The organism is Streptomyces sp. NPDC048411, assembly GCF_040704695.1.
Lineage (GTDB): Bacteria > Actinomycetota > Actinomycetes > Streptomycetales > Streptomycetaceae > Streptomyces.
Genome location: NZ_JBEZKL010000119.1, coordinates 1 through 22,670, shown reverse-complemented (window position 1 = coordinate 22,670; position 22,670 = coordinate 1). Strand labels below are relative to the sequence as shown.

22 protein-coding genes and 1 pseudogene are annotated in these 22,670 nt (G+C 69.3%); 10 read left to right on the top strand and 13 right to left on the bottom strand.

The window, feature by feature from the left end:
- Positions 1 to 206: 206 nt before the first annotated feature.
- The 4 genes from AB0915_RS30415 to AB0915_RS30400 all read left to right on the top strand — a co-directional run bounded on the left by AB0915_RS30415 (position 207) and on the right by AB0915_RS30400 (position 2,248).
- On the top strand, positions 207 to 335 hold the full coding sequence (locus tag AB0915_RS30415; RefSeq protein WP_366694141.1) for a hypothetical protein: 129 nt from the start codon (positions 207 to 209) through the stop codon (positions 333 to 335).
- A 146-nt stretch (positions 336 to 481) separates the two neighbouring features.
- Positions 482 to 892 carry a CU044_2847 family protein gene (locus AB0915_RS30410; protein WP_366694140.1) on the top strand — a complete coding sequence of 137 codons (411 nt, stop codon included), beginning with the start codon at positions 482 to 484 and terminating at the stop codon, positions 890 to 892.
- Between the two features lie 261 nt (positions 893 to 1,153).
- Entirely contained in the window at positions 1,154 to 1,387 is a 234-nt protein-coding gene (locus AB0915_RS30405) for a hypothetical protein (protein ID WP_366694139.1), read from the top strand.
- A gap of 120 nt (positions 1,388 to 1,507) precedes the next feature.
- Positions 1,508 to 2,248 carry a DUF2625 family protein gene (locus tag AB0915_RS30400; protein WP_366694138.1) on the top strand — a complete coding sequence of 247 codons (741 nt, stop codon included), beginning with the start codon at positions 1,508 to 1,510 and terminating at the stop codon, positions 2,246 to 2,248.
- Between the two features lie 73 nt (positions 2,249 to 2,321).
- Here AB0915_RS30400 and AB0915_RS30395 read toward each other — a convergent pair whose 3' ends face one another.
- From AB0915_RS30395 to rpmG, 3 genes are all read right to left on the bottom strand, one after another.
- Positions 2,322 to 2,837: a DinB family protein gene (locus AB0915_RS30395; RefSeq protein WP_366694137.1), complete on the bottom strand. Its 516-nt coding sequence runs from the start codon at positions 2,835 to 2,837 to the stop codon at positions 2,322 to 2,324.
- A gap of 501 nt (positions 2,838 to 3,338) precedes the next feature.
- The gene (locus tag AB0915_RS30390; RefSeq protein WP_366694136.1) at positions 3,339 to 3,599 is read right to left on the bottom strand and encodes a type B 50S ribosomal protein L31; all 261 of its coding nucleotides are present in this window, start codon (positions 3,597 to 3,599) and stop codon (positions 3,339 to 3,341) included.
- Between the two features lie 59 nt (positions 3,600 to 3,658).
- Positions 3,659 to 3,823: a 50S ribosomal protein L33 gene (rpmG, locus tag AB0915_RS30385; protein ID WP_358861121.1), complete on the bottom strand. Its 165-nt coding sequence runs from the start codon at positions 3,821 to 3,823 to the stop codon at positions 3,659 to 3,661.
- A gap of 153 nt (positions 3,824 to 3,976) precedes the next feature.
- On the opposite strand from rpmG, the gene AB0915_RS30380 reads away from it, so the two are divergent.
- Both AB0915_RS30380 and AB0915_RS30375 read left to right on the top strand, forming a co-directional pair.
- Entirely contained in the window at positions 3,977 to 4,498 is a 522-nt protein-coding gene (locus AB0915_RS30380; protein WP_366694135.1) for a hypothetical protein, read from the top strand.
- Positions 4,499 to 4,882: 384 nt separating this feature from the next.
- Positions 4,883 to 6,313: a SpoIIE family protein phosphatase gene (locus tag AB0915_RS30375; protein WP_366694142.1), complete on the top strand. Its 1,431-nt coding sequence runs from the start codon at positions 4,883 to 4,885 to the stop codon at positions 6,311 to 6,313.
- Between the two features lie 137 nt (positions 6,314 to 6,450).
- Here the strand turns inward: AB0915_RS30375 and AB0915_RS30370 are convergent, their stop codons facing one another.
- Positions 6,451 to 7,947: a hypothetical protein gene (locus AB0915_RS30370; RefSeq protein WP_366694134.1), complete on the bottom strand. Its 1,497-nt coding sequence runs from the start codon at positions 7,945 to 7,947 to the stop codon at positions 6,451 to 6,453.
- 231 nt (positions 7,948 to 8,178) lie between these two features.
- Between AB0915_RS30370 and AB0915_RS30365 the strand changes: the two genes are divergently transcribed.
- Positions 8,179 to 9,315 (top strand): aminoglycoside phosphotransferase family protein, encoded by a 1,137-nt coding sequence (locus AB0915_RS30365; RefSeq protein WP_366694133.1) that lies wholly within the window; start codon positions 8,179 to 8,181, stop codon positions 9,313 to 9,315.
- A 171-nt stretch (positions 9,316 to 9,486) separates the two neighbouring features.
- Here the strand turns inward: AB0915_RS30365 and AB0915_RS30360 are convergent, their stop codons facing one another.
- Positions 9,487 to 10,821: a peptidoglycan recognition family protein gene (locus AB0915_RS30360; RefSeq protein WP_366694132.1), complete on the bottom strand. Its 1,335-nt coding sequence runs from the start codon at positions 10,819 to 10,821 to the stop codon at positions 9,487 to 9,489.
- 385 nt (positions 10,822 to 11,206) lie between these two features.
- On the opposite strand from AB0915_RS30360, the gene AB0915_RS30355 reads away from it, so the two are divergent.
- Positions 11,207 to 13,420 (top strand): terpene synthase family protein, encoded by a 2,214-nt coding sequence (locus AB0915_RS30355; RefSeq protein ID WP_366694131.1) that lies wholly within the window; start codon positions 11,207 to 11,209, stop codon positions 13,418 to 13,420.
- 451 nt (positions 13,421 to 13,871) lie between these two features.
- Here AB0915_RS30355 and AB0915_RS30350 read toward each other — a convergent pair whose 3' ends face one another.
- From AB0915_RS30350 to AB0915_RS30315, 8 genes and pseudogenes are all read right to left on the bottom strand, one after another.
- The gene (locus AB0915_RS30350) at positions 13,872 to 14,372 is read right to left on the bottom strand and encodes a hypothetical protein (RefSeq protein ID WP_366694130.1); all 501 of its coding nucleotides are present in this window, start codon (positions 14,370 to 14,372) and stop codon (positions 13,872 to 13,874) included.
- Positions 14,373 to 14,395: 23 nt separating this feature from the next.
- Positions 14,396 to 14,827: an ACT domain-containing protein gene (locus tag AB0915_RS30345; RefSeq protein WP_366694129.1), complete on the bottom strand. Its 432-nt coding sequence runs from the start codon at positions 14,825 to 14,827 to the stop codon at positions 14,396 to 14,398.
- A gap of 10 nt (positions 14,828 to 14,837) precedes the next feature.
- Positions 14,838 to 15,049 (bottom strand): annotated as a pseudogene (locus tag AB0915_RS30340) (CGNR zinc finger domain-containing protein); the annotation flags it as partial.
- Positions 15,050 to 15,112: 63 nt separating this feature from the next.
- Entirely contained in the window at positions 15,113 to 15,352 is a 240-nt protein-coding gene (locus AB0915_RS30335; RefSeq protein WP_366694128.1) for a DUF397 domain-containing protein, read from the bottom strand.
- Between the two features lie 105 nt (positions 15,353 to 15,457).
- Positions 15,458 to 16,624, bottom strand: a complete 1,167-nt coding sequence (locus tag AB0915_RS30330; protein WP_366694127.1) for a thiolase domain-containing protein — start codon at positions 16,622 to 16,624, stop codon at positions 15,458 to 15,460.
- Positions 16,617 to 17,669 carry a thiolase domain-containing protein gene (locus tag AB0915_RS30325; RefSeq protein WP_366694126.1) on the bottom strand — a complete coding sequence of 351 codons (1,053 nt, stop codon included), beginning with the start codon at positions 17,667 to 17,669 and terminating at the stop codon, positions 16,617 to 16,619. Before AB0915_RS30325 ends, AB0915_RS30330 begins: the two co-directional genes overlap by 8 nt.
- Positions 17,670 to 18,620, bottom strand: coding sequence for an OB-fold domain-containing protein (locus tag AB0915_RS30320; protein ID WP_366694125.1), 951 nt, complete (start codon positions 18,618 to 18,620; stop codon positions 17,670 to 17,672).
- A 15-nt stretch (positions 18,621 to 18,635) separates the two neighbouring features.
- The gene (locus tag AB0915_RS30315) at positions 18,636 to 19,436 is read right to left on the bottom strand and encodes a crotonase/enoyl-CoA hydratase family protein (protein WP_366694124.1); all 801 of its coding nucleotides are present in this window, start codon (positions 19,434 to 19,436) and stop codon (positions 18,636 to 18,638) included.
- A 168-nt stretch (positions 19,437 to 19,604) separates the two neighbouring features.
- Between AB0915_RS30315 and AB0915_RS30310 the strand changes: the two genes are divergently transcribed.
- Both AB0915_RS30310 and AB0915_RS30305 read left to right on the top strand, forming a co-directional pair.
- On the top strand, positions 19,605 to 21,233 hold the full coding sequence (locus AB0915_RS30310) for an acyl-CoA synthetase (protein WP_366694123.1): 1,629 nt from the start codon (positions 19,605 to 19,607) through the stop codon (positions 21,231 to 21,233).
- Positions 21,234 to 21,414: 181 nt separating this feature from the next.
- Positions 21,415 to 22,461, top strand: a complete 1,047-nt coding sequence (locus tag AB0915_RS30305) for a right-handed parallel beta-helix repeat-containing protein (RefSeq protein ID WP_366694122.1) — start codon at positions 21,415 to 21,417, stop codon at positions 22,459 to 22,461.
- Positions 22,462 to 22,670: the final 209 nt, after the last annotated feature.

Genomic DNA, 22,670 nt, shown 5'->3' with positions numbered 1-22,670 from the left:
CCCCGATACTGGGCGTATCGGGGCGAGCCCGACAACGCAGCGAGCGTGCGTGCCAGACGTCGCCAGGCAGGCGGGACTTTCGAAACACGCCCTAGTGCGTGCCAGGCGTCGCCAGGCAAGGGGGACTTTCGAAACACGCCCTAGTGCCCCTCACGGCACCAGTCCGCATGGAGGCGGTGGTTCGGGGGTCCGCGGGGCGGATGAGGGTGCGCGTCCACTCGGCCGTGGGAACGGCGGTGGCGCTGTGGCGCGGCGCTCCGGAGGACGTGGGCGGCGCATGGGTCGAAGTGCGCGTCGCGCAGGACATCCTCACCCTGTGGCTCTGTCGCCTCTGACGTCGTGGGCGCCTTCCCGTTCTGCCCTCGGCTCCGGTCGCGGTGCTGTACCTTCTCATCGCCCCGCGGTGGACAGAGCGTTCAAGGGTGAACGGGGCAGAGGAACACGCAGACAGGGGCCGGGGTGCCCCGGGACGGGGGAAGGCATGGCGTATTTCGTGGAGCTGCCGGTCGGCGCGGCAGACGGGTCGGCGGACATCGTGAAGGTCCAGATCGAGCAGACCGGAGACGGCCTGGTCAAGGTGGCACGGCCGGGCCAGGTCGTGGCACGCGCCTCGCGGTCACTGGGCGAGATGCTGGCCGGGATCCGGCCGGTCGCGCAGGAATTCGTCGACGGCTTCCGCGGCATGGTCCATGCACCGGACGAGATGAGCGTCGAATTCGGGCTGTCCCTGTCCGCCGAGGCCGATGTCGTGATCTCCAGTACGTCGGCCCAGGCCAACTTCACGGTTTCGCTCACATGGCAGAGAACGCCGTCCGGTTCCGACCCCGCACCCGCGACCGCCGGTTCGCCCGACCCCGGCGCCCCGCTCCCTTCGACGGAGCCCACGCCATGACCACGAGCCAGGTGCCGTGATCACATAGGGCGATCGCACCGGCCAGGTCGTCGACCTGGCCACGGGCGGTACGGCCGGGACGCCGAGGTCGACGACGGCGCATCAGCGCCACCCGATTCGAAACGTCGGCGGCCTCTGCCCTGCCACTCAGGTGCGGACCAATTGTCGACCGCACGAGGGATCTTGACGCTCCGTCCGCCCGGCAGGAAGCATGAGGGCTCACACACGATCAGCAAACGAACGGGGTGGGGCATGTCGAGGATGACACGACGGATTGCGGGCCTGGCGCTCGCGGCGACGGCATCGGTGGGTCTGGCGACCGCGGTGGCCAGCCCGGCGCAGGCGGCGAGCGGGACGTACATCGCCACGTACCGGTTCCTCTCCGATTGCCAGAACACCGGCGCGATGTACGTGCACTACGACGGTGCGAGCTCATACAGCTGCACCGGCAACTACGCGGTGGGGTATTCGCTGTACGTGCAGTACAGCGCCTGAGCCGGCGTGAGCGGGTACCGCCTCTCGGCGAGGGGCGGTACCCCAGCGTTTTTCCTGGACCGTCCGAGCCCTTCCGAACGAGGACCCGGCCAACAGCGTGCCGCCGGCGACTGCGATCATGTGAACGTGCGACCGCTAGCCGAATTGACCCGTGTGGACGACCCTGCCTGGCCTGTCCTCCAGGAATTGTTCCGTTCCAGTCCGTCACGGCCGGAGGTGCTGTCGGCCGACGCGGATCGCAGTCTTGCCGGCCTTGAGCAGCTGCAAGTGACGACGCGGTCCTTCCTCGGATCCATGGTGGTCAACTGCGGCGGGCTGCTGCTGGACGGTGGATGGCTGCGGGTCTTCGGCGGAGTCGGGTCGCGCCGGATGCCCGGCCTGGCAGAGGTCAATGGCTTTCCACCGGCGGTCGATCCCGCCTGGCGCCCTGCCGGAGGCCTTGTCGTGGCCCACGACATCCTGGGCGGGGTCTTCGTACTGAATGGCTCCGACGCCGCCGAGCTCGGGCGTCCGGGTGAGCCGGGGCAGATGATCTACTTCGCCCCGGACACGATGGAATGGGAACCTCTGGAGGCCGGGTATGCGGCCTGGCTGGAGTGGCTGCTCTCAGGGGCTCTCGATCAGTTCTACGAGGGCCTGCGCTGGCCCGGCTGGCGCGAAGAGATCACGGGCCTTCCATCGACCGTGGGCATCGCGGTCTTCCCCTTCCTCTGGTCGGCTGAGGCACAGAACGATCTCGCGGCAACCCACCGCAAGCCGGTGCCGATGTCCGAGTTGCTCGGCCTCCGTACGGAATTCGGTCTCCAGCTCGGATCCGGCGACCCTGGATTTCTCGGCAACCCCGGGACTGCGGACATGTGAGGCAGCCGCAGAAGTCGCGAGCGGTCGGGTCGTGCCGTGGACGGTGAGCCGGCGGCGGCCCTGCGGCGCCGCCTCAGGCCCCCGTCACCCCGTCCAGCCGCTCCCGCACCAGATCGGCGTGGCCGATGTGGCGCGCGTACTCCCCGATCATGTGGATGTGCACGAGGCGCAGCGAGAAGACCTCGCCGCCGTGGACAAAAGTGTCGTCGAGCGATGCGTCGGCGATGGCGGCGTCCGCCAGCCGGCACTCCTCGACCAGGCGCGCGTAGTCGTCGTCGGCGCATGCCGGGTCCAGGTCCTCGAAGTCCGCGTCCTTGCCCCTGGCGGGGTCGTACATCGGGTCAAGCGACTGGCCGGCGAAACGCTCCCGGAACCAGGTGCGTTCGCCCTTCGCCATATGGCGGAGCAGCCCGAGAAGGGTGAGGTTGGACGGCGGCACGGTCTGTTCGGCAAGCTGCTCACCGGTCAGACCGGCGCACTTCTGCAGGAGGGTGCTGCGGAACCATGCGAGATATCCCGTGAGCATCTCCCGCTCACCGGCGACGAGGGATCCGGGCGTGCGTGTTGCGTCTGGCGCTGTCCATGTCATCGCCCGATCATGCCCGTCGGCCCCCGGATGCTGCCAGGCCTTTCACCACCTGTCAGTGCTGTGCGCAACCTGTTCCGCCTGCTTCTGGGAACAGCTGTCGCCACGGTCGTACCGCGCGCCGCCAGGCTGACGGGTCCCGGCCGGATCGAGGAGGGTACGGCGCAGCGCGGCCACCCATCGACCTGGTCACATCCGACAGGGACCGGGCCGTGGCGGGGTGCGGCGGTCACGGCGTTGACGGTACGGCTCAGGCCGGGCGCCGCAGTCATGGTCGCGGCGGTGCCGACGGATGGTGCGTTGCCCGTCGCGGTGGTGCCGGGGCGCGCGTCACGGAGGTGAGGGGCGGGCGAGCAGAAAGAAGCCCCGGCCGGATCGGGGGAATCCAGCCGGGGCTGCCAGGGGGTGGGCGCTGTGCGCGTCATCCACACATAGGTGAACGATAAACCATTGGATTCCGTTCCCTCGAATCCGTACCGCCCACTGTGACGCGACACACGGGCCTCAGCGCACGACGGGCGCCGCGGTCCCGTAGCGGCGCCAGAACTGCTCGATCCGGCCCGCCGTGTCCAGCACCCGATGGGTGCCGGTGTAGAAGGGGTGGCTCGCCGACGAGGTCTCCACATCGATGACCGGGTAGCTGGTGCCGTCCTCCCACTCCACACGCCGGTCGGAGTCGGCGGTCGAGCGGGTCAGAAAGGCTACGCCCGCGGAGCGGTCGCGGAAGACGACCGGACGGGAGACGGGGTGGATGCGGGGCTTCATGCGCGTTCCTTCCTTGCTGCTGTGGGGAGGGCCTGCTACTACCGGTCGGGCCCGACGGGTCAGCGTTCCTCGCGGAAGAGGACGTGCTTCCCCGCGGCGGGGTCGTACTTGCGCAGCACCAGCCGGTCGGGGTTGTTGCGGCGGCTCTTGCGGGTCACATAGGTCTCTCCGGTACCGGCCGTCGACCTCAGAGTGACGACGGGGCGGGCTTCACTGCGTGCCATGGGCACCTCCGGTCGCTTCCAGCGACCCCATTCCAGGCTTCTGGGAATGGGTGTCGTTTTCGTTCTGGTGCTGTAACGCGGGTGGGTCCGGTGGCATTCCCGCCCCGGACACCGGCGCGCAGTGACGAGGATCAGGCGCTTCGCCGGTCTTGAATGTCCGGAACCGCAATCGCGCAGACCCCCGACGAACCCGAGGAGATCCACCGCGCACGCCCTCGCCCCGGCATCAGCCTCCCCACGTTCGGCCCGTGGGCGGGCCCGGATGCCGTGGCCACCGTCGCGAGCGCCGCCGAGCGGCTCAGCTTCCACAGCGTGACCGTCAGCGAGCGGCTCCTGCTGCCCGCCGGTCCCGACTGGCGCAATGAGGCACGGCTGCCGGAGGCGAACGCGTGGGAGCCGATCGACACGCTGATCGCTGTGCCCAGCACATCGACGACTGCCGGAGGAACGACAGCCATGCGCTTCAAGAACACCCGGACGACCGCAGCCGCCACGGCGTTGATCGCCGCGGCCACGCCGACCGCGGCGGGCCCGGCGGCCGCGGGTGACACCGCGCCCGCCCGTATCGCACGTGAGGTCGTCAAGCAGAACAAAACCGCCTGGACGACCAACAACTGCGGCAAGAACATGCACATCCAACTGGTCATCAACAACGGTCCGGACATGCAGTGCTGAACCACGTTCCCGGGCGAGACCCTGAAATGAAAGTGGAAGGTCGGCTCGTACGGGCGCATCGCCGTCTGTTGGCCGAGGCCGCCCCCGGCCACCGGCCTGCGCGTCGCGGGGGCTCTCGCATATGCCCCGATCGAGTGCGGCGCGGGCCGCGGGAGCGGCGCACTCCGGTGCACGCGGCGTCGCGCACGCCGGATGACTTGCGTCAACACCCGTCTATAGCAGGGCCGTTCGAAGAACCCACAACCGGAGGGGCCTATGGCACATGCCAGATGCAACAACGCATCGAGTGTTGCCAAATCACTTACGGGCCTCCTCGGCCTGTGCCACAGTCGTCATCGGTCACCTTTCAGACCTGGTTGTGCCGTGCCTGTATCGGAGTACGAGATGCCGCCCCACCGCCCCGCCCCACAGCCGCCCGAACGCGGTGCCGTCGATGTGCTGATCGACCGGACCCTTCGGCTGCGCGGAGACGTGGACGCGGTGCGGCGCGATGCCGTCCTGATCGACGAGGACGATCCGCAGCTGCGCTGGCAGCGTGCACTCTGCGAACTGGCGGTCCATCATCTCGATGACCTCGGCACGCACCTGGGACAACTGAAGGAAGGCCTGCCGCCGGGGGACGCGGAGCAGCTCGCCGAGGAGCCGGAGCCCGCCCAGGAGAAACCGTTCGACGAACCGCGGCCCGGTTCACTGCTCAGCCGTGTGGGCAGCGCCGAGTGGAATCTGCTGACCGACGAGGTCAGCTGGTCGGCGGAGCTCTTCCAGATCTTCGGCCGGTCCCCACAGGCGGGACCCCTGTCGCTGGACGAGCTTCCGTCCGTGCTGTTTCCCGAGGATCAGCCGTTGCTCACCTCTCTGGTGACGGCCTGCCTGGTCGACGGGAAGACGATAGACGGCGAGTTCCGCATTCTGCGGGCCGACGGCCGGATGCGCACCCTGCATATGATGGGCGAGCCCGTCCTCGACGCGGACGGCTGCACCGCCTCCATGTGGGCGGTCCTGCGCGATGTGAGCGAACTACGCCGCAGCCAAAGCGCAGTGAGCCGGACCCGTGAATCAATCCGCCGTCAGCAGCACATGGCGCAGACCGAACGACGGATGGCGGTCGAGCTGCAGGAGACCGTGCTGCCCCCGTGGCGCGGCTCGCTGCGCCTCCCGCACCAGGGACCCGGTGCACTGGACGTCGCGGCACACTATCTGCCGTCGGATTCCAGCGCCTTGATCGGCGGCGACTGGTACGACGCGCTGGAGCTGCCCGACGGCAGGACGCTCCTCACGGTCGGCGATCTGACCGGTCACGGCATCCCCGCCACCACGGCCATGGCGATGCTGCTGGGCGCACTGCGCGGCATGGCCGTCGCCGGCATCGAGCCGGGCGCTCTGATGGGCCATCTCAACCAGTTACTCCAATCGTCGGCCCAGCCCGCTCTCGGCAGCGCGGTGTGCTGCCGTTTCGACCCGGCGACCGGCACTCTCGCCTGGTCGCAGGCCGACCACCCCGCGCCACTGCTCTTCCGCAACGGAGCCGGACGCCCGCTGCCCCCGCCGGACGGGGTCCTGCTCGGGGCCGCGTCCGGGGTCGCGTACGAGCAGGACGAAGTGCACCTGCTGCCCGGTGATGTGCTGGTTCTGCACACCGACGGACTGACCCGCCGCAGTGACCTGGGTGCGGGACCGGAGGCACTGCTCGATCTCGCACCGCGCTTCGCCGAGGCCCGTACAGCACAGGAGTGCGTACGTACCGTCGTCGAGGAGTTCGGTGGGACCGAGCGCCTGGACGACGCATGCGTGCTCGTCGCCCGTATCGGGGCGTGAGCGCCCGGTAGGCCGCAGGAGCACTAGAGCAGAACGAATCACGGCACGGCACAGGAACGCAGACGGACGAGACCTCTACGCGTGCGGTGCTCGGGCAGTGGGTTGTCGGCGCTGCTCTTCTTCGCGGCGTCGTCCGATCAGATCTCCGAACGCCTGGGCCGCTTGATGACCGAGCTCGGCGGCATGGCGAGCTCGATCTCCTCGCGCAGGTCCTGGATCTTCGCGTATCCCGCGAACTGACCGGTGAGCCGGTACATTTCGCGCAGCCGATCCCAGGTCCGGTGCGAGGAGGTCTCCCCCATCGTCACCAGGGCGAGCCGTGCGTAACGGTCGGCCTGCTCCGGGTCGTCGGCGATGAAGCACGCCGAGGCGAGCGAGATGTAGTCGAAGATCTTGGAGCGCTGGCGCCCGTTGACGCGCAGCTCCAGAGCCTGCTTGGCATGGCGCTGGGCGATGAGCGCCGCCGCCGGTTCGTGCTCGGCGAGCGTACGGAACGCCAGGGCCTGCATGCCGTGCAGATCCGCTTCGTCGAACATCTGCATCCAACTCGGCGGCGGCACATCTCCCTTGTCGGACACGAAGAGCTCCTCGGCCCTGCCGAGCGTACGGCGCATGGCCTGACCCCGGCCCATGGATGCCTGTGCCCACGCCTCGATGGTGTGCAGCATCGCCTGGGTGCGTGGCAGCACCGTGTCTCCTGAGCCGGACTTGGCCAGCTTCATCAGGTCCAGGGCGTCGTCAGGACGGCCCAGGTGGACCATCTGACGGGCCGCCCGGGAGAGTGCCTCACCCGCGCGTGGACGGTCGCCCCCCTCGCGCGCCGCATGGGCGGCGATGACGAAGTACTTCTGGGCGGTGGGTTCCAGACCGATGTCGTGGGACATCCACCCCGCGAGAACGGCGAGGTTGGCGGCGACGCCCCAGAGGCGGCGCTGCAGATGGTCGGGGTGGCGGTAGGCGAGCATGCCCCCCACCTCATTGAGCTGGCCCACGACAGCCTTGCGCTGCAGTCCGCCGCCCCGGGAGGCGTCCCAGGCACGGAACACCTCGACGGACCGCTCCAGTGCCTCGATCTCCTCCGATCCGATGGGGGCGGCCTCGTACCGGTCGAAACCGGCCTGGTCCGCGTGGAGGGGATCGCCGATCCGTGGAGCGTCGGCCGCCAGAACGGGGTCGGTGTGCAGCCAGTTGTGCATAGGGCCGGTGATGGTCGATCCTGCGGCGAGCGCGGCGCCCGCGCTCACCAAGCCGCGTCGGTTGAGCATGAGGTCCATTCCCGTGAATTCGGTGAGGACCGCTGCCGTCCGTTCGGGCGCCCACGGCAGTCCGTCGGGATTGTCCTGCGTCCCGACCTCTCGCCGCTTCCCCACACGCCCGCGCCGGCCGAACCCGAGGTCCTCGATGGTCACGACACGACCGAGCCGCTCGGTGAACAGGGCAGCCAGCACTTTGGGCACGGGATCGCGTGGGGATTCCCCCATGTCGATCCAACGCCTCACCCGCGAGGTGTCGGTGGCCAGCTGCGGGTGGCCCATGGCCGCCGCCTGCCGGTTCACCATTCTCGCGAGTTCGCCCTTGGACCAGCCGGCAAGGCCGAACAGGTCAGACAGGCGGGTGTTGGGTTCTCCGGTCACGTCAAGCCCCCAGGTTCTCGGCTGTGTTGACAGTAGCCTCCTGTCAGATGCGTTGCGACTATTCGCCAGGGTTCGCCAGGGTCCGCCAGATGGTCCGCAACCCGCGGTCCGGTGTCAGGTAGGAAAGCGCCACCCCGTCCGGCAGCCCTAGGTACTCCCCAGGGTGCCGAACGGCCGCCGGCCGGGGCGGCGCACGCTACTTGTCGGCGCACGAAGGGATCTGTCTCGCCCATGTACACAGCATCGTCCTCCGTGTCCGCCCCGCCCCGGCCGCTGCGTCCCCTGGGAGCGGGCGGCGGACCGTACCTCGACCCCCGCACCGCACCGTCGGCTCCCGGCACGGTCCGGCCCCGGCGGCCGGCCGGACCGGGTGCCGGCCCGCTCAGCGGGCGGCTGGACCTGTCCGGCCCGCAGGGTGCACAGCTGAGGATGGCGATCGCCTCCGTGCACCGGATCTGCCCGGAGTTCAATCCGGTCCAGGTTCTGCGGCGCAGCGGGCGTTCGGTGATCGTCGTCGGCACAACAGGGCGCACGACGGCGGTCGCCAAGTGTTTACTGGACCACTCCCTGGCATGGTCCGAGCGGTTCCGCCACGAGATAGCGGCATACCGGGCGTTCGTCCGGCACCGCCCGCCGGTCAGGGTACCGCGGCTCATCGCGGCGGATCCCGAGAACTGCACCCTGGTCATCGAGCGAATGCCGGGACGGGTGGCGGCGCTGACGAGGCACCCGTCGGAGGCTCCGCCCCGCGCCGATGTGCGGGCCGCGCTCGGCGCGATCAGCCGGGTCAATGCGTGGCGACCGCCCGCTGGGCTCTTCGACGCCCCGATTGACTACGCATCCCGCATCGCTCGGTACCACGAGCTGGGGCTCTTCACCGACCGTGATCTGGGTGACCTGCAGAAGCTGCTGCACGGTCTGGCGCATGCCGGCGGCCGCCAGGGCATGGGGCAGTTCTGCCACGGCGACGCCCTGCTCTCCAACATCCTGCTGTCGCCCACGGGTCCGGTGCTGGTGGACTGGGAGCACGCGGGCTGGTACCTGCCGGGGTACGACCTGGCAACGCTGTGGACGGTGCTGGGTGACGCGCCGGTGGCGCGGCGGCAGATCAGTCAGCTGGCGCAGGCGGCAGGGCCTGCGGCGCGGGATGCGTTCCTGGTGAACCTGATGCTCGTACTGACACGGGAGATCCGTACATACGAGACGGCGGTGCAGCGGGCCATGCGGGAGGGCGTGCCCACGGGCGGGGTTCAGGACCGGCCGGGTGCGCTGTCGTCGGGCGAGGAGCAGCGGCTGCTGCTGCGCCGGCTGCATGACGACTGCGCGATGGCCCGACGGGCGGTGCGTGCCGCGGTCGGCACTCGCTGACGCTGCGCTCTCCGGAAGATACCTGCCGCGGGTCCGGTGCCGACACACCGGGCCCGCGGCATGCGGGCGCCGCCCCGAACCCGGCCCGTTCTCACAGGCTGAACGGGCCGAGGGCTCCTGGGAAGGCGCAGGTGGGGCGAGCACCGCGGGGCTCGCCCCACCCGTCGTCCGTCATCGGACCCGCACGATGTCCACGTCGGACGCCTTCACGAAAGCCACCCGGTGCCCGATCTGCACCGTCACATACTTCTCCTGGCCCTGGAAGTACGAGTGGTCCAGCGGGTACGACGCATCGATCGTCGGGGCGTAGAAGAAGCCGGTCGGCGCCTCGCCGCCGCCAGGGTACGACTGCCCGGCCTTGATCGTGTACGGCAGCGCCGTCCCGACTCGCTTGTCCGCGAAGTCCGCGGGGTACTCGGACTTCTCCGGGTAGGCCACCCCGTACACCGGCACCTCGGTCCGGCCCTCCTTCGGGCGTACGACGTAGCCGGCGGTCGGGACAGTGGTCCGGGTGTGCGCCGGGGTCTGGAACCAGGCCTTCTTGCCGTACCACCAGATCGCCGTCCATCCGGGCGCATGGTCCGCGACGACCGCCTGATGGGTCACGCTGATCTTGCTGCCCCAGTCGGCCGCGCAGTTCGTGCCGGGCGAGCCGTCGGTGTGCAGTCCGGGGTCGGAGAAGAGCGGTGCGTCGGTGGAGGGTTCGGTGTGGAGCGGGACGGCACTGCTGCCCTGGACCGGCAGGTCGACGCCCTTCTCGCAGTCGCGGAAGGCCTGCTGGTTGTCCTTGAACCGGGGGCTGACGGTGACGAGCGGACTGCTCTTCGGGGCGCTCGGCACGGTCGTCGGCTTGCCGAGCAGTGCCATGAAGCGGTTCCAGTCCCAGTAGGGACCCGGGTCCCAGTGCATCTTCCTGGTACCGGCCGCGCTGGTGGGCGGCACTCCGTCGTGGCCGATGATGTGCTGCCGGTCGAGCGGGATGTCGTACTTGTCGGCGAGGTAACGCACCAGCTTCGCCGTCGAGTTGTACATCTCGGGGGTGTACCACGTGGCGCCCTCGACGGCGACCCCCTCCTGCTCGATGCCGATGGAGTGGGTGTTGACGTACCAGTTGCCCGCCTGCCAGGCGACGTCCTTGTCCTTGACCATCTGGGTGACATGACCGTCGCCCGAGCGCACCACGTAGTGGGCGGAGGTCTGCTTCAGCGGGTTCTGGAAGATCCTCAGGGTGGTGTCGAAGTCCTCCTCGGTGTCATGCAGAACAATGAATTTGATCTTGTTGCTGTGCGGCCGGTCCGCGGTGTCATAGTTGCCGTACGTCTCCTTGTCGACCGGATCGCCGGTCTGCTGGTAGGCCGCCGGGACCCAGTCGCAGTCGAGGCCTAGCGGACACTCGGGCCGCACCCCGTCCGCGCCGGCCTGCGCCGCGGGTGTGAGCAGCGCGAGACTCAGGGCGCCGACGGTGGCCAGGGCGAGCGTGAGTCTGGTCCTCTGCTTGGACGTCATGACAACCCTTCTTGGAGCTGTGCGCATGGAATGTCGTACGTGGTCCGATCTCACTGTTCCGCTATGGGCGCACACTCTGTGACCTGAGGTGATGGCGCGTCAAGAGCACAAGGAGGGTTGCCGGTTGAGCCACTGGACCAGACCACTGGCAGGGTCTCTGACCTGCGACCGGAAAGAGGCAACGAGTTTCTGGCGGTGGGCCGTTACCTGGGTTTTACGGAGCAGTGGCCGGGCGCCGGAATGCGTCGGCACCTCCCGCCAGGACGCACCTTTTGTGTGACTAATTCCGGATGTGCGTGCCCCGGACAGCCCAGGGGTAGTGCTCGCGCGGACACGACAGGTACGCGCGACCCCGCGCGGAGACTCCCGGAAAGGCCGGACGCATATGGCTCAGCCCTTCATCCTGCCGGACTTCTATGTTCCGTATCCGGCGCGGCTCAACTCCCATGTCGAGGAGGCCCGACAGCACACCAGGACCTGGGCGCGCAGCATAGGGATGCTGGAGGGGTCCGGCATCTGGGAGGAGAAGGACCTCGACTCCCATGACTACGCGCTCCTCTGCGCGTACACGCATCCCGACTGCTCGGCGGAGGCCCTGTCACTGGTCACCGACTGGTACGTGTGGGTGTTCTTCTTCGACGACCACTTCCTGGAGCTTTTCAAGCGCAACCCGGACCGGGAAGGCGGAAAGAAATATCTGGACCGGCTGTCCGCCTTCATGCCGATGGAGCGAGGGGCGCCGACACCGGAACCGACGAATCCGGTCGAGGCGGGGCTGGCCGACCTGTGGGCGCGGACGGTGCCGGGGATGTCCGACGCCTGGCGGGCCCGGTTCGCGGAGGCGACAGAGAATCTGCTCTACGAGTCGCTGTGGGAGCTCGCCAATATCAACGAGGGGCGCATCGCCAATCCCGTCGAATACATCGAGATGCGTCGCAAGGTGGGCGGAGCCCCATGGTCTGCGGGTCTGGTGGAGTACGCGGCGGGCGCAGAGGTGCCCGAGTCGGTGGCCGACGAGCGGGCACTGCGGGTGCTGCGGGATGCCTTCTCCGACGGAGTACATCTTCGCAACGACCTCTTCTCGTACCAGCGGGAGGTCGAGGACGAGGGCGAGAACAGCAACGGTGTGCTGGTACTGGAGACGTTCCTGGGCTGCTCCACACAGGAGGCAGCCGACGCAGTCAACGACCTGCTGACCTCGCGGCTCCAGCAGTTCGAGAACACCGCGCTCACCGAACTCGGGCCGCTGTGCGCGGAGAAGGGGCTCGATCCGGCGGAGACCGCCGCGGTGCTCGCCTATGTCAAGGGATTGCAGGACTGGCAGTCCGGCGGCCATGAGTGGCACATGCGTTCCAGCCGCTACATGAACAGCGGCGGGGCCGGCGAGGCCGTCCTCGGCTTCGGTATGTCCGCGGCGTCGATCCGGTTCACTCCGCGTTCGGAGTCGGCGCGGCTGCGCAGCCACACCCATGTGCCGTACCAGAGGGTCGGTCCGTCGCTGCTGCCCGACTTCGACCTGCCGTTCGGCACGACGCTCAGTCCGCATCTGGACGGGGCCCGGGTCCGGATCGTCGACTGGTCGCGCCGGATGGGGATCCTGGAGGCGCAGCCGAGCGTGCCGGGCTCGCACATCTGGGACGAGGAGCGGCTCGTCGCGATCGATCTGCCGCTGTGCGCGGCGGGTCTGCATCCGGACGCGACGCCCGACGAACTGGACCTCTCCTCGCAGTGGCTGGCCTGGGGGACGTACGGCGACGACTGGTTCCCAGTAGTGCACGGGCGGCCCCGCGACCTGGCCGGGGCGCGGCTGGCCAACGAGCGGCTGTCGCTGTTCATGCCCTTGGACGGTTCCGCGGTGCCCGACCCCGTGAACGCGCTGGAGCGCGGTCTCGCCGATCTCTGGAAGCGGACCTCGGCCCCGATGGACGACAGCGCACGACGCGCGTTCCGTACGGCCATCGAGTCGATGACGGAGAGCTGGCTGTGGGAACTGGCCAATCAGGCGCAGAACCGGATCCCGGATCCGGTGGACTACATCGAGATGCGGCGGCTGACGTTCGGTTCGGATCTCACGATGAGTCTGTCCCGGCTCGGTCACGGCAGGAAGGTGCCGGAAGAGATCTACCGCAGCGGTCCGATGCGCTCCCTCGAGAACGCCGCCGCCGACTACGCGTGCCTGCTCAACGACCTCTTCTCGTACCAGAAGGAGATCGAGTACGAAGGCGAGGTGCACAACGGTGTCCTGGTCGTGCAGAACTTCTTCGGGGTCGACTACCCGACCGGTATGGCGATCGTGCACGACCTGATGAACTCCCGGCTCCGCCAGTTCCTCCATGTCGCCGAGCAGGAACTCCCGCTCCTGTACGACGACTTCGGGCTCGATTTCGAGGCGAGGGAGATCCTGGCGGGCTATGTCCAGGAGCTCAAGCACTGGATCGCGGGCATCCTGATCTGGCACCGGGGCTGCCGGCGCTACCGCGAGGAGGATCTGCGGCGCGGTACCGGCGCCCCGTGGCACCTCGGTGGTCCCACGGGGCTCGGCATCTCGGCGGCGCGGGTGACCGCGCTGTTCGCTCAGCCCTCGGCGACCAGCGCGTAGCGGCCGCCCGCACGGGCCTTGAAGACCCCCTTGCCGCTCGCGACCAGTGAGCTGCGGACGGTGACTTCGCGGCTGCGGCTCGCCGTGATCACCACACGGCGGGCCTGCCCCGCGGACCATGGAGCTGGCCCCAGGAACCGATCCGCAGCCCGGGGTCGAGCCGGTCGAGAGTGGTCTCCAGGCGGCGCCGGAAGGCGGGCGCGTCGCCGAGCCGAGGGCGCGGCGGTAGGTGGTGTCGGGGGCGGCCGGGTTTTCCTGACGGTCGTGCGATGCGTGATCCCAGGTGTCATGCCGCATGGCGCTAAAGGTCCGATGACTACCCGGACAAGGCACCTGACAAAGCAGCCTCTAGGACAGAGCCTGCGAACGCTTGAACAGAAGTGACCCCGCGGCCGCCCGATCAGTACGGACGGCCCTTGTGGGATGCCGGGGTCGGAGAAGCAGGGACGTTTCAGCCCTGCTGGAACAGCTCGGCCGGCAGCGGCTTCAGGAGGGTGTACAGATCATCGGTGATCGGCCGGTCCCAGCTGGCGATGGTGACGAGCACCCCGTCGCTGCGGTCGAACTGGACGCAGGAGATCCGGGTCTCGGAGAGCTTGACGCGCCGGACGATCAGCAGGTTGTCACCCTGCATCACCGGCGTGTCATCGGTGCCCGTCACCTCGACCGGCTCGTCGTTCTCCAGCGCGAGCAGCAGCTGCGCGACCTCGAAGGGGACCTGGCCCTCCTCGGTCTCGCGGGCGGGCGAGCCCTCCGGGAGATTGCCGATGATCATCGCCGGTCCGCGGCCGCCGAACAGGTCGTACCGCAGGAAGACGCCCTGACAGCTCCCGTCGGGGGCGGGCAGCAGGCCGGCGCCGAGATTTCCGGGCCAGTCGCCCGGGTCCATGGCCAGGACGTCGAAATCCGGGCCCGCGGGTGTGGCGGCGCTACGGCGGCGGAGGAAGGACATGCAGACATGTTACGTGTCCCGGCTCACCTTGCGGAGCCGGGCCCGGAGACCCTTCCCTCGGACTCCGCGGCGAGGGCCTGCAGCACACGCACCGCCTCGACGCCACGCCCGTGGGGGACGAACAGGTGGTCGTGGTGGTAACCCGCCACCACATTGCAGCTGACCTCCGCGTCCGTGAGGGCGAGCGCCACGGCGGCGGTGAGTCCGACTGCGTCCAAGGCGGAGTGGACGCGAAGGGTGATCCAGGCCGCCACATAGTCGTACGCAAGCCCTGCGGCGAGGGCTTCCGATTCCGGGATCACGAGAGTCAGCCCTTCGGGCTCGGCGACCGTCACCGCGGGAGTGACTCCGGCGGGGACTGCGGCGCCGGGCACGGTGGTGAAGACGTACCGGCCGGGATTCAGCTCCGGCCGCAGGCCGCTCAGCAGGGTTCGAAGATCACGCTCGCCAGTCATGATCACCACGCTACTGCGGCACGCCCCGGGAGGGCGGGGTGCGGTACCGCTCGTGGTGGCGGGTCACTCGGGCGCGGTTGCCGCAGGACGGTGTGCACCACTCCTGGCGGGGTGCACCTTGACGAAGTAGCGGACGCACCGTGGGGCGTGGCAGGCGCGCAGTGCGGCACGGTCCGGTCCGGCGAGGAAGCCGATCGCGGCGCGGGCCAGGGCAGCGGGCAGGGCGTTCCGCCGCGGCGTACCTCCGGTCGGGTGAGGGGAGGCGAGGGGGGGCGCCGCCGTCCGTCAGGTGAGGTCGAACTCGCCGTCGCGGGCGTTCACCACGAAGGCCCGCCATTCAGCCGGGGTGAAGATCAGCGAAGGGCTACCGGGTCTGCCGGCGTTGCGCATCGCGATGAATCCCTCGACGAAGGCGATCTGGACATCCCCGGCCCCCTGAGTGCCCGGCTGCCAGTTCGCGTTGCTGAGATCGAGGTCCGGCTTGTCCCAGCCGGCAAAGGGCTGCTGGGTGGTGCTCTCCGCCACGTCGGCTCCTCCCGCTCGTCGTCCCGGCCAAAGCCTAGCCACCGTCGGCGGTCCCGGACAGGCCGCGGCGAAGGGGCGTTCGGCCGGTCCGGGACGGCAGCCGGGTCAGCCGGTGGGTGGTTCGGCCCCGACCAGCCACATGGAGAAGAACTGCGCCCCACCGCCGTAGGCGTGGCCGAGCGCCTTGCGGGCGTCCGGCACCTGGTGTTCGCCCGCCTGTCCGCGTACTTGCAGGGCGGCCTCGGCGAAGCGGATCATGCCGGAGGCACCGATGGGGTTGGTGGAGAGCACTCCGCCCGAGGGGTTCACCGGCAGATCGCCGTCGAGTTCGGTGACGCCGGACTCGGTGAGCTTCCAGCCCTCCCCCTCGTCGGCGAAACCGAGGTTCTCCAGCCACATCGGCTCGTACCAGGAGAACGGGACGTACACTTCCACGGCGTCGATCTCCCTGCGCGGGTCGTCGATCCCGGCCTGACGGTACACATCAGCGGCGCAGTCCTTGCCCGCTTGCGGTGACACGAAGTCCTTGCCCGCGAAGAGGGTCGGTTCGCTGCGCATCGCCCCGCCGTGCACCCAGGCGGCCGGATGCGGTGAACGGTCCGCGCCGGCCCGGTCGGTGAGGATCATCGCGCACGCGCCGTCCGAGGACGGGCACGTCTCGGAGTAGCGGATCGGATCCCAGAGCATCGGTGCCGCCTGGACCTTCTCCAGAGTGATGTCCGGGTCGTGGATGTGTGCGTACGGGTTCTTGAGCGCGTTGCGCCGGTCCTTGTACGCGACGAGCGAGCCGACTGTGTCGGGCGCTCCCGTGCGGCGCATGTACGCGCGCACGTGCGGGGCGAAGAAGCCGCCCGCGCCCGCGAGCAGGGGTTGCTGGAACGGGATGGGCAGTGACAGGCCCCACATGGCGTTGGACTCGGACTGCTTCTCGAAGGCCAGAGTGAGGACGGTGCGATGCACGCGTGCGGAGACCAGATTCGCGGCGACGAGTGCGGTGGAGCCGCCGACCGAGCCCGCGGTGTGCACCCGCAGCATCGGTTTGCCGACCGCGCCGAGGGCGTCGGCCAGATAGAGCTCCGGCATCATCAGGCCCTCGAAGAAGTCCGGCGCCTTCCCGATCACGACGGCGTCGATGTCCGCCCAGGTCAGTGCGGCGTCCTGCAGCGCGCGGACGGCGGCCTCGCGGACCAGGCCGGCGATGGAGACGTCCCGGCGGGCGGCGACATGCTTGGTCTGGCCGATGCCGACGACGGCCACGGGCTCCTTAGGCATGAGCGGCCTCCCCTTCGAGGACGGCGACCAGATTTTGTTGCAGGCAGGGCCCGGAGGTGGCATGAGCGAGCGCCCGGTCCGACTCACCGCGCTGGATGCGGGCCGCAGCCTCGCCGAGCCGGATCAGCCCGGCAGCCATGACGGGGTTGGCCGCGAGCGCTCCTCCGGACGGGTTGACGCTGACGCCGGCGTCGACTCCGAGCGCCCTGCGCAGCACGACCTCCTGCGACGTGAACGGGGCATGCAGCTCCACGGTGTCCACCGGTCCTTCGAAGGCCCCCGCGCGTTCGGCGGCGAGGCGGGTCGACGGCGAGTCGGTCAAGTCGCGCACCCCGAGACTGTGGGCCTCGATGCGGTGGTCGATGCCACGGATCCAGGCGGGTCGGGTGCACAGGGCGCGTGCGGTGTCACCGGCGGCGAGGACCACGGCAGCGGCGCCGTCGCCGACCGGCGGGCAGTCCCCGGTGCGGAGTGGCTGTACGAGGTAGTCACCGGCCGGGACCGAACCCGAAAGCTGTGCGTGCGGGTTGTCCGCGGCAGCGGTGCGGCTGCGGTGGGCGATCGCGGCGAGGGCGGCCTCGTCGGTGTGGCCCGCGTCGATCAGCGCCTGGGCCTGGAGTGCGGCGAGGGCGACGGAGTCGGGCCAGAGCGGGCCGACGTAATACGGGTCGAGCTGGCGGGTGAGGACGTCGCGCACGTTGCCGGGAGAGGACTTCCCGTACGCGTAGACGAGGGCGGTGTCGGCCTCGCCGGTCTGGAGTTTCACCCATGCCTCGTACAGCGCCCAGGCGCCGTCCATCTCCACATGGGACTCGGAGATCGGCGGGTGGGCGCCGACGCCGTCGAGCGCCATGGTGAAGGAGAAGGCTCGGCCGGCGAGGTAGTCGCTGGATCCCGAGCAGGTGAACCCGATGTCGCTCGCCTTCAGACCGGTGGCGCCGAGGACCTGGTGGAGGACCGGCATCAGCATGTCGACTTCGGAGAGTTCGTCGGTGCGCCGCAGATGATCCGTCTGCGCGAAGGCGACGATCGCTACGTCTCGCATCTACAGCAGCTCCTTGTACACGTCGTAGTCGGCGTCCGGCTCTCCGGTGGGCCGGTAATGGTCGGGGTGGCGGCCCTCCCCGGTCCAGACGGGTTCGACCCGCAGCCCCATGCGCACCTGGTCGTACGGGATGCCGCCGATCCGTCCGTGCAGGGCGAGGTCGGCGCCGTCGAGCGCGATGTGGGCGTAGACGTACGGCACTTCGATGTCGGAATTCGCCGTGTGCGCAGCCTTGATGTTGACGATGCAGTAGGTGGTGACGGTGCCGCGCGGACCGACTTCGACCTGTTCGGCGGTGGCGACGCCGCAGGTGGGGCAGGCGCCGCGGGGCGGGACATACACCTTGCGGCAGGATGGGCAGCGCTCGCCGACGGTGCGTTGTTCGGCGAGGGCGTTGAGGTACGCGTTCTGGGCGCGGCCGGGGGTGTACGTGTAGTCGAGGCGGGCCGGGGTGACGATGCCGGTGACAGGGTCCGCGAACTCGCCGCTGTGCGGGGACGGTTGGCCGGCCTCGCCCTCGTACGGTTCGAAGCAGGCGATGTCCGTGATGGCGCCGGTACGCTCCGGGGACCAGCGGATGCGGACGCGCATGCCGGTGTGCACTGCTCCGGGTCCCGGTGCGTCGAGGGCGTGGAGCAGTGCCGTGTCGGCCCCGTCCAGCTTGACCAGCACCCAGGCGAACGGGGTTGCCAGGGGCTGGTCGCGGCGTGGGGCGGGGTTCCAGGCCCAGGTGGTGACGGTGCCCGTGGCGGCGACCTCGGTCAGTTCGCGGAGTTCGTCGGCGGTGACGGGGTCGTACTCGACGGGCGGGACGAGGACTCTTCCTTCGGCGGTCCGCACGCCGAGGACGGTCCGCTCGCGCAGTCCGGTGAGGAAGGCGCTCTGGACGGGGCCGAGGGAGCGGGTGAAGGGGAACTCGACCACCAGCGGTGCGCTGAGGACGTCGGGCACGGTTGTCTCCTTGGCTCAGGCGCGCCGGTACACGGGCGGGCGCTTCTCGGCGAAGGCGCGGGCGCCTTCCTTGGCGTCGGCGGTGGCGAAGACCGGCCAGCCGCGCTTCAGTTCGGCGGCGAGGCCCTCGGTCTCGGTCATCTCGGCGGTCTCGTACACGGAGGCTTTGACGGCTTCGACGGCGAGCGGGCCGCAGGCATTGATCCGCTCGGCGACGTCGAGGGCCTGCTCCAGTGCGGTGCCGTCGGGGACGACTCGGCCGATGAGCCCGATACGGGCGGCTTCGTCGGCGCTGTACGGACGTCCGGTGAGCAGCATTTCGAGGGCGTGGGTGCGGGGGATCTGGCGCGGCAGCCGGACCGTCGAGCCTCCGATGGGGAACAGTCCGCGCTTGACCTCGAAGAGTCCGAAGGTGGCGCTCGCGCCGGCGATGCGGATGTCCGTTCCCTGCAGGATCTCGGTGCCGCCGGCCACGCAGTATCCCTCGACTGCGGCGATGACCGGTTTGCGGGGGCGGTGGTGGCGCAGCATCGCCTTCCAGTGCAGATCAGGGTCGGCCGTCATCCGGTCCCGGTACTGCTCGCCCTCCATCCCCTTGCCCGCCAGCGCCTTGAGGTCCATGCCGGCGCAGAAGGTACCGCCCGCGCCGGTGAGGACGACGGATCGGATGCCGTCGTCCTCGTCGGCGGCCAGCCAGCCGTCGTACAGCCCGACCAGCATCGGCAGCGAGAGCGCGTTCTTCGCCTCCGGCCTGTTCAGGGTGAGCACCAGTGTGGCGCCTTCGCGCTGCACGGTGAGGTGTTCCGTACCACCCATTGCCTGCCTCCCGTCTCCAGATCCAGAACAGGTTGCAGTAGGCCGGGGTTCAGTTCAATAGTTTCCTGACAGTCAGTCAGATTTCTTCTACGGAAACTCTTCCCAGTTGTGCCGGTCGGCGCTCTAATGACCGCCGAGCCACTCAGCACCCCGGGGTCAGGAGGAACGGTGGAGTACAACCTTGCCGACCTGTTCGAGTCGGTCGTCGACGTGGTCCCGGATCGCGAGGCGCTCCTGTACCTCGACCACCCCGGTACGGGTGCGGAGCGCCGGCTCACCTACGCGGAGCTGGACGCCGCCGCCAACCGGATCGCCCACCATCTGATCGGCGCGGGCCTCACGCCGGGAGAACACCTCGGCCTCCACCTCTACAACGGCATCGAGTACCTCCAGACAGTCCTGGCCTGCCTCAAGGCACGCCTGGTACCGGTCAATGTCAACTACCGTTACGTGGAAGAGGAGTTGATCTACCTCTACCGTGATGCTGATCTGGCGGCGCTGGTCTTCGACGCCGAGTTCGACGAGCGGGTCGCGGCGGCCGCGCCGAAGGCCCGCAAGCTCCGCCACCTCGTACGGGTGGGCACGCCGGTGGCGGGCTCGCCCGGTCCGGATGCCGTGGCGTTCGCCGATGCCGAGGCGGCCGGGAATCCCCGGCGCGGTTTCGCCCCGCGCTCGGCCGACGACCAGTTCATCATCTACACCGGTGGGACCACGGGCATGCCCAAGGGTGTGATGTGGCGCCAGGAGGACCTCTTCTTCTCCGGCCTCGGCGGCGGCGCCCCGACCGGCGAGCCGGTGAAGGCGCCGCAGGAACTGGCCGAGCGGGTGGCCGCGGGTGGTGACGGCATCACCTTCTTCCCCACTCCCCCGCTGATGCACGGCACCTCGACGCTCACCGCGTTCATCGGGTTCAACTTCGGGCAGCGGGTCGTCCTCCACCGCAAGTTCGTCCCCGAGGAGGTGCTCCGGACGATCGAGAAGGAGAAGGTCACCAGTGTGTCGCTGGTCGGCGACGCGATGCTGCGGCCGCTGATCGACGCACTGAAGGGACCGCTGAAGGGCACCGACTGTTCGTCCATGTTCTCCGTCTCCAGCTCGGGCGCGATCATGTCGGACTCGGTGCGCGCGGAGTTCCAGTCACTGGTGCCCACCGTGATGATGCTGAACAACTTCGGCTCGTCCGAGTCCGGCTTCAACGGCACGGCGACGGCCGACTCCGGTCCGCGGAACGGATTCCGCCTCCAGGTCAACTCCCGTACCGCGGTGGTCGATCCATCGACGTACGAACCCGTTGCTCCGGGCGAGCCGGGGCGGATCGCCCAACGGGGACATGTGCCGCTCGGCTACTACAACGACCCGAAGAAGACCGCGGAGACGTTCTTCCGCAAGGGCGAGGAGCGGTGGGTGCTGCTCGGTGACATGGCGACCGTCGATGCGGGCGGCATCGTCACCGTCCTCGGACGCGGCTCCCAGTGCATCAACACCGGCGGCGAGAAGGTGTACCCGGAGGAGGTCGAGCAGGCGCTCAAGTCCCATCCGGACGTGTACGACGCACTGGTGGCGGGGGTGCCCGACGCGCGGTGGGGCAATCGCGTGGCAGCGGTCGTGCAGCTGCGGGAAGGCGCGGCCGAGCCCTCGCTCGACGACGTCCAGGCGCACTGCCGGACTCGTCTCGCCGGATACAAGATCCCCCGGCAGCTGGCGATCGCTCCGCAGATCCAGCGGTCACCAAGTGGCAAGGCCGACTACCGGTGGGCCCGCTCCGTCGTGGCACCCGGCAGCGGGGCTCAGGGCTGAGACGCGCCGAGTCACCCGATTGCCTCACCCCGCGAGCAACCCCCGGACGTGCGACGCGGCCGTCCGGTCGTAAGCCATTCGGGCACGGGATACGCTCGTCCGCTCACCCTGCGTGGCAATGGTCGGCGATCGCCCATAGCTTCGGCTCATGAGGAAACGACACATCACCAGCCTCGTGTGCATGGCAGTCGTCTCGGCCACCGCGGTGGCCTGCGCCGAACCGTCCGTCTCCGCCGCTACCCCGGCCGAGCGCACGGTCCATCCGGGCCAGTCGATCCAGGCCGCCGTGGACGCCGCCCGGACGGGTGACACCATCGTCGTCCAGCCCGGCATCTACCACGAGAGCGTCCTGATCAAGAAGCAGGGTCTGACCCTGCGCGGCACCGGGGCCGGGACCGTCATCAAACCGAGCTCGACCGGGACCAAGGCCGGCAACGCCTGCGCGAAAGCCGGCAACGGCATCTGCGTGCTGGGCACGTCCGCTCACACCGTCGACGGTGTGAGCATCCGCTCCCTCACCGTCTCCGGATTCAAGAAGAACGGAATCTGGGCGTCCTGGACCGACGGTCTGAAGGTCCGGCAGGTGACCTCCGAGGCCAACGGTGTCTGGGGCATCGCCCAGGAAAGGTCGACCCGCTCCGAGCTCCGGAGCAATACCGCCCACCGCAACGGCGACGCCGGCATCTTCGTCGCGAACACCGTGGCCGAGGAGGGCGGAGCCATCGACACCCGCGGGACGCAGCTCCGCGGCAACACGCTGACGGACAACCGGATCGGCATCACTGCCCGCCGCGTCCGCAACCTCACCCTCCGGGACAACAACCTCACCGGCAACTGCAGCGGCATGTTCGTCGTCGGCGACGAAAACAAGCCGCAGGCCGGGGTCATGACCATCCACAACAACCGGGTCACCGGCAACAACAAGTTCTGCCCGGCGACCCCCCGGCTGCCCGCCATTCAGGGCTCCGGCATCGTCCTCACCGGCACCGTGGACACCAAGGTGCGCGACAACACGATCCGGAACAACGTGGGCGCCACCCCGCTCTCCGGCGGCCTCGTGCTGTTCAAGAGCTTCGTGGGCGCCCACAGCACCGGCAACACCATCAGCCGCAATGTGGTGCTGGGCAACCGGCCCGCGGACCTGGCCAACCAGGAAGCCGGACCGAGCAACACCTTCGTCGGCAACACCTGCGCGACGTCCGCACCGGCCGGCATGTGCCGGCCGTGACCCGCCGCACGAGAAGAAGCGAGACGGTATGACCACCGTGAGCACCACTCCCATCCCCACCACCCCCCTGCACACCCCGCAGCCGGGAATGCGGCTGCGCGAGATCGTCTTCGGCGCGGCTAGCCGGGCGGCGAGACGAGCAGCAGGAGGCCCTGCGAGTCGGTGCGCCGGTCGGCGTCGGCCGTGCCGAGCTGCTTGGCGAGGCTGTC

Bases quoted from the DNA above. Each gene is read 5' to 3' on its own strand.
- AB0915_RS30410 (WP_366694140.1), top strand. From the start codon at position 482: ATGGCGTATTTCGTGGAGCTGCCGGTCGGCGCGGCAGACGGGTCGGCG.
- AB0915_RS30405 (WP_366694139.1), top strand. From the start codon at position 1,154: ATGACACGACGGATTGCGGGCCTGGCGCTCGCGGCGACGGCATCGGTG.
- AB0915_RS30395 (WP_366694137.1), bottom strand. From the start codon at position 2,837: ATGACATGGACAGCGCCAGACGCAACACGCACGCCCGGATCCCTCGTC.
- AB0915_RS30390 (WP_366694136.1), bottom strand. From the start codon at position 3,599: ATGAAGCCCCGCATCCACCCCGTCTCCCGTCCGGTCGTCTTCCGCGAC.
- rpmG (WP_358861121.1), bottom strand. From the start codon at position 3,823: ATGGCACGCAGTGAAGCCCGCCCCGTCGTCACTCTGAGGTCGACGGCC.
- AB0915_RS30380 (WP_366694135.1), top strand. From the start codon at position 3,977: ATGTCCGGAACCGCAATCGCGCAGACCCCCGACGAACCCGAGGAGATC.
- AB0915_RS30375 (WP_366694142.1), top strand. From the start codon at position 4,883: ATGCCGCCCCACCGCCCCGCCCCACAGCCGCCCGAACGCGGTGCCGTC.
- AB0915_RS30365 (WP_366694133.1), top strand. From the start codon at position 8,179: ATGTACACAGCATCGTCCTCCGTGTCCGCCCCGCCCCGGCCGCTGCGT.
- AB0915_RS30360 (WP_366694132.1), bottom strand. From the start codon at position 10,821: ATGACGTCCAAGCAGAGGACCAGACTCACGCTCGCCCTGGCCACCGTC.
- AB0915_RS30355 (WP_366694131.1), top strand. From the start codon at position 11,207: ATGGCTCAGCCCTTCATCCTGCCGGACTTCTATGTTCCGTATCCGGCG.
- AB0915_RS30350 (WP_366694130.1), bottom strand. From the start codon at position 14,372: ATGTCCTTCCTCCGCCGCCGTAGCGCCGCCACACCCGCGGGCCCGGAT.
- AB0915_RS30345 (WP_366694129.1), bottom strand. From the start codon at position 14,827: ATGACTGGCGAGCGTGATCTTCGAACCCTGCTGAGCGGCCTGCGGCCG.
- AB0915_RS30330 (WP_366694127.1), bottom strand. From the start codon at position 16,624: ATGCCTAAGGAGCCCGTGGCCGTCGTCGGCATCGGCCAGACCAAGCAT.
- AB0915_RS30325 (WP_366694126.1), bottom strand. From the start codon at position 17,669: ATGCGAGACGTAGCGATCGTCGCCTTCGCGCAGACGGATCATCTGCGG.
- AB0915_RS30315 (WP_366694124.1), bottom strand. From the start codon at position 19,436: ATGGGTGGTACGGAACACCTCACCGTGCAGCGCGAAGGCGCCACACTG.
- AB0915_RS30305 (WP_366694122.1), top strand. From the start codon at position 21,415: ATGGCAGTCGTCTCGGCCACCGCGGTGGCCTGCGCCGAACCGTCCGTC.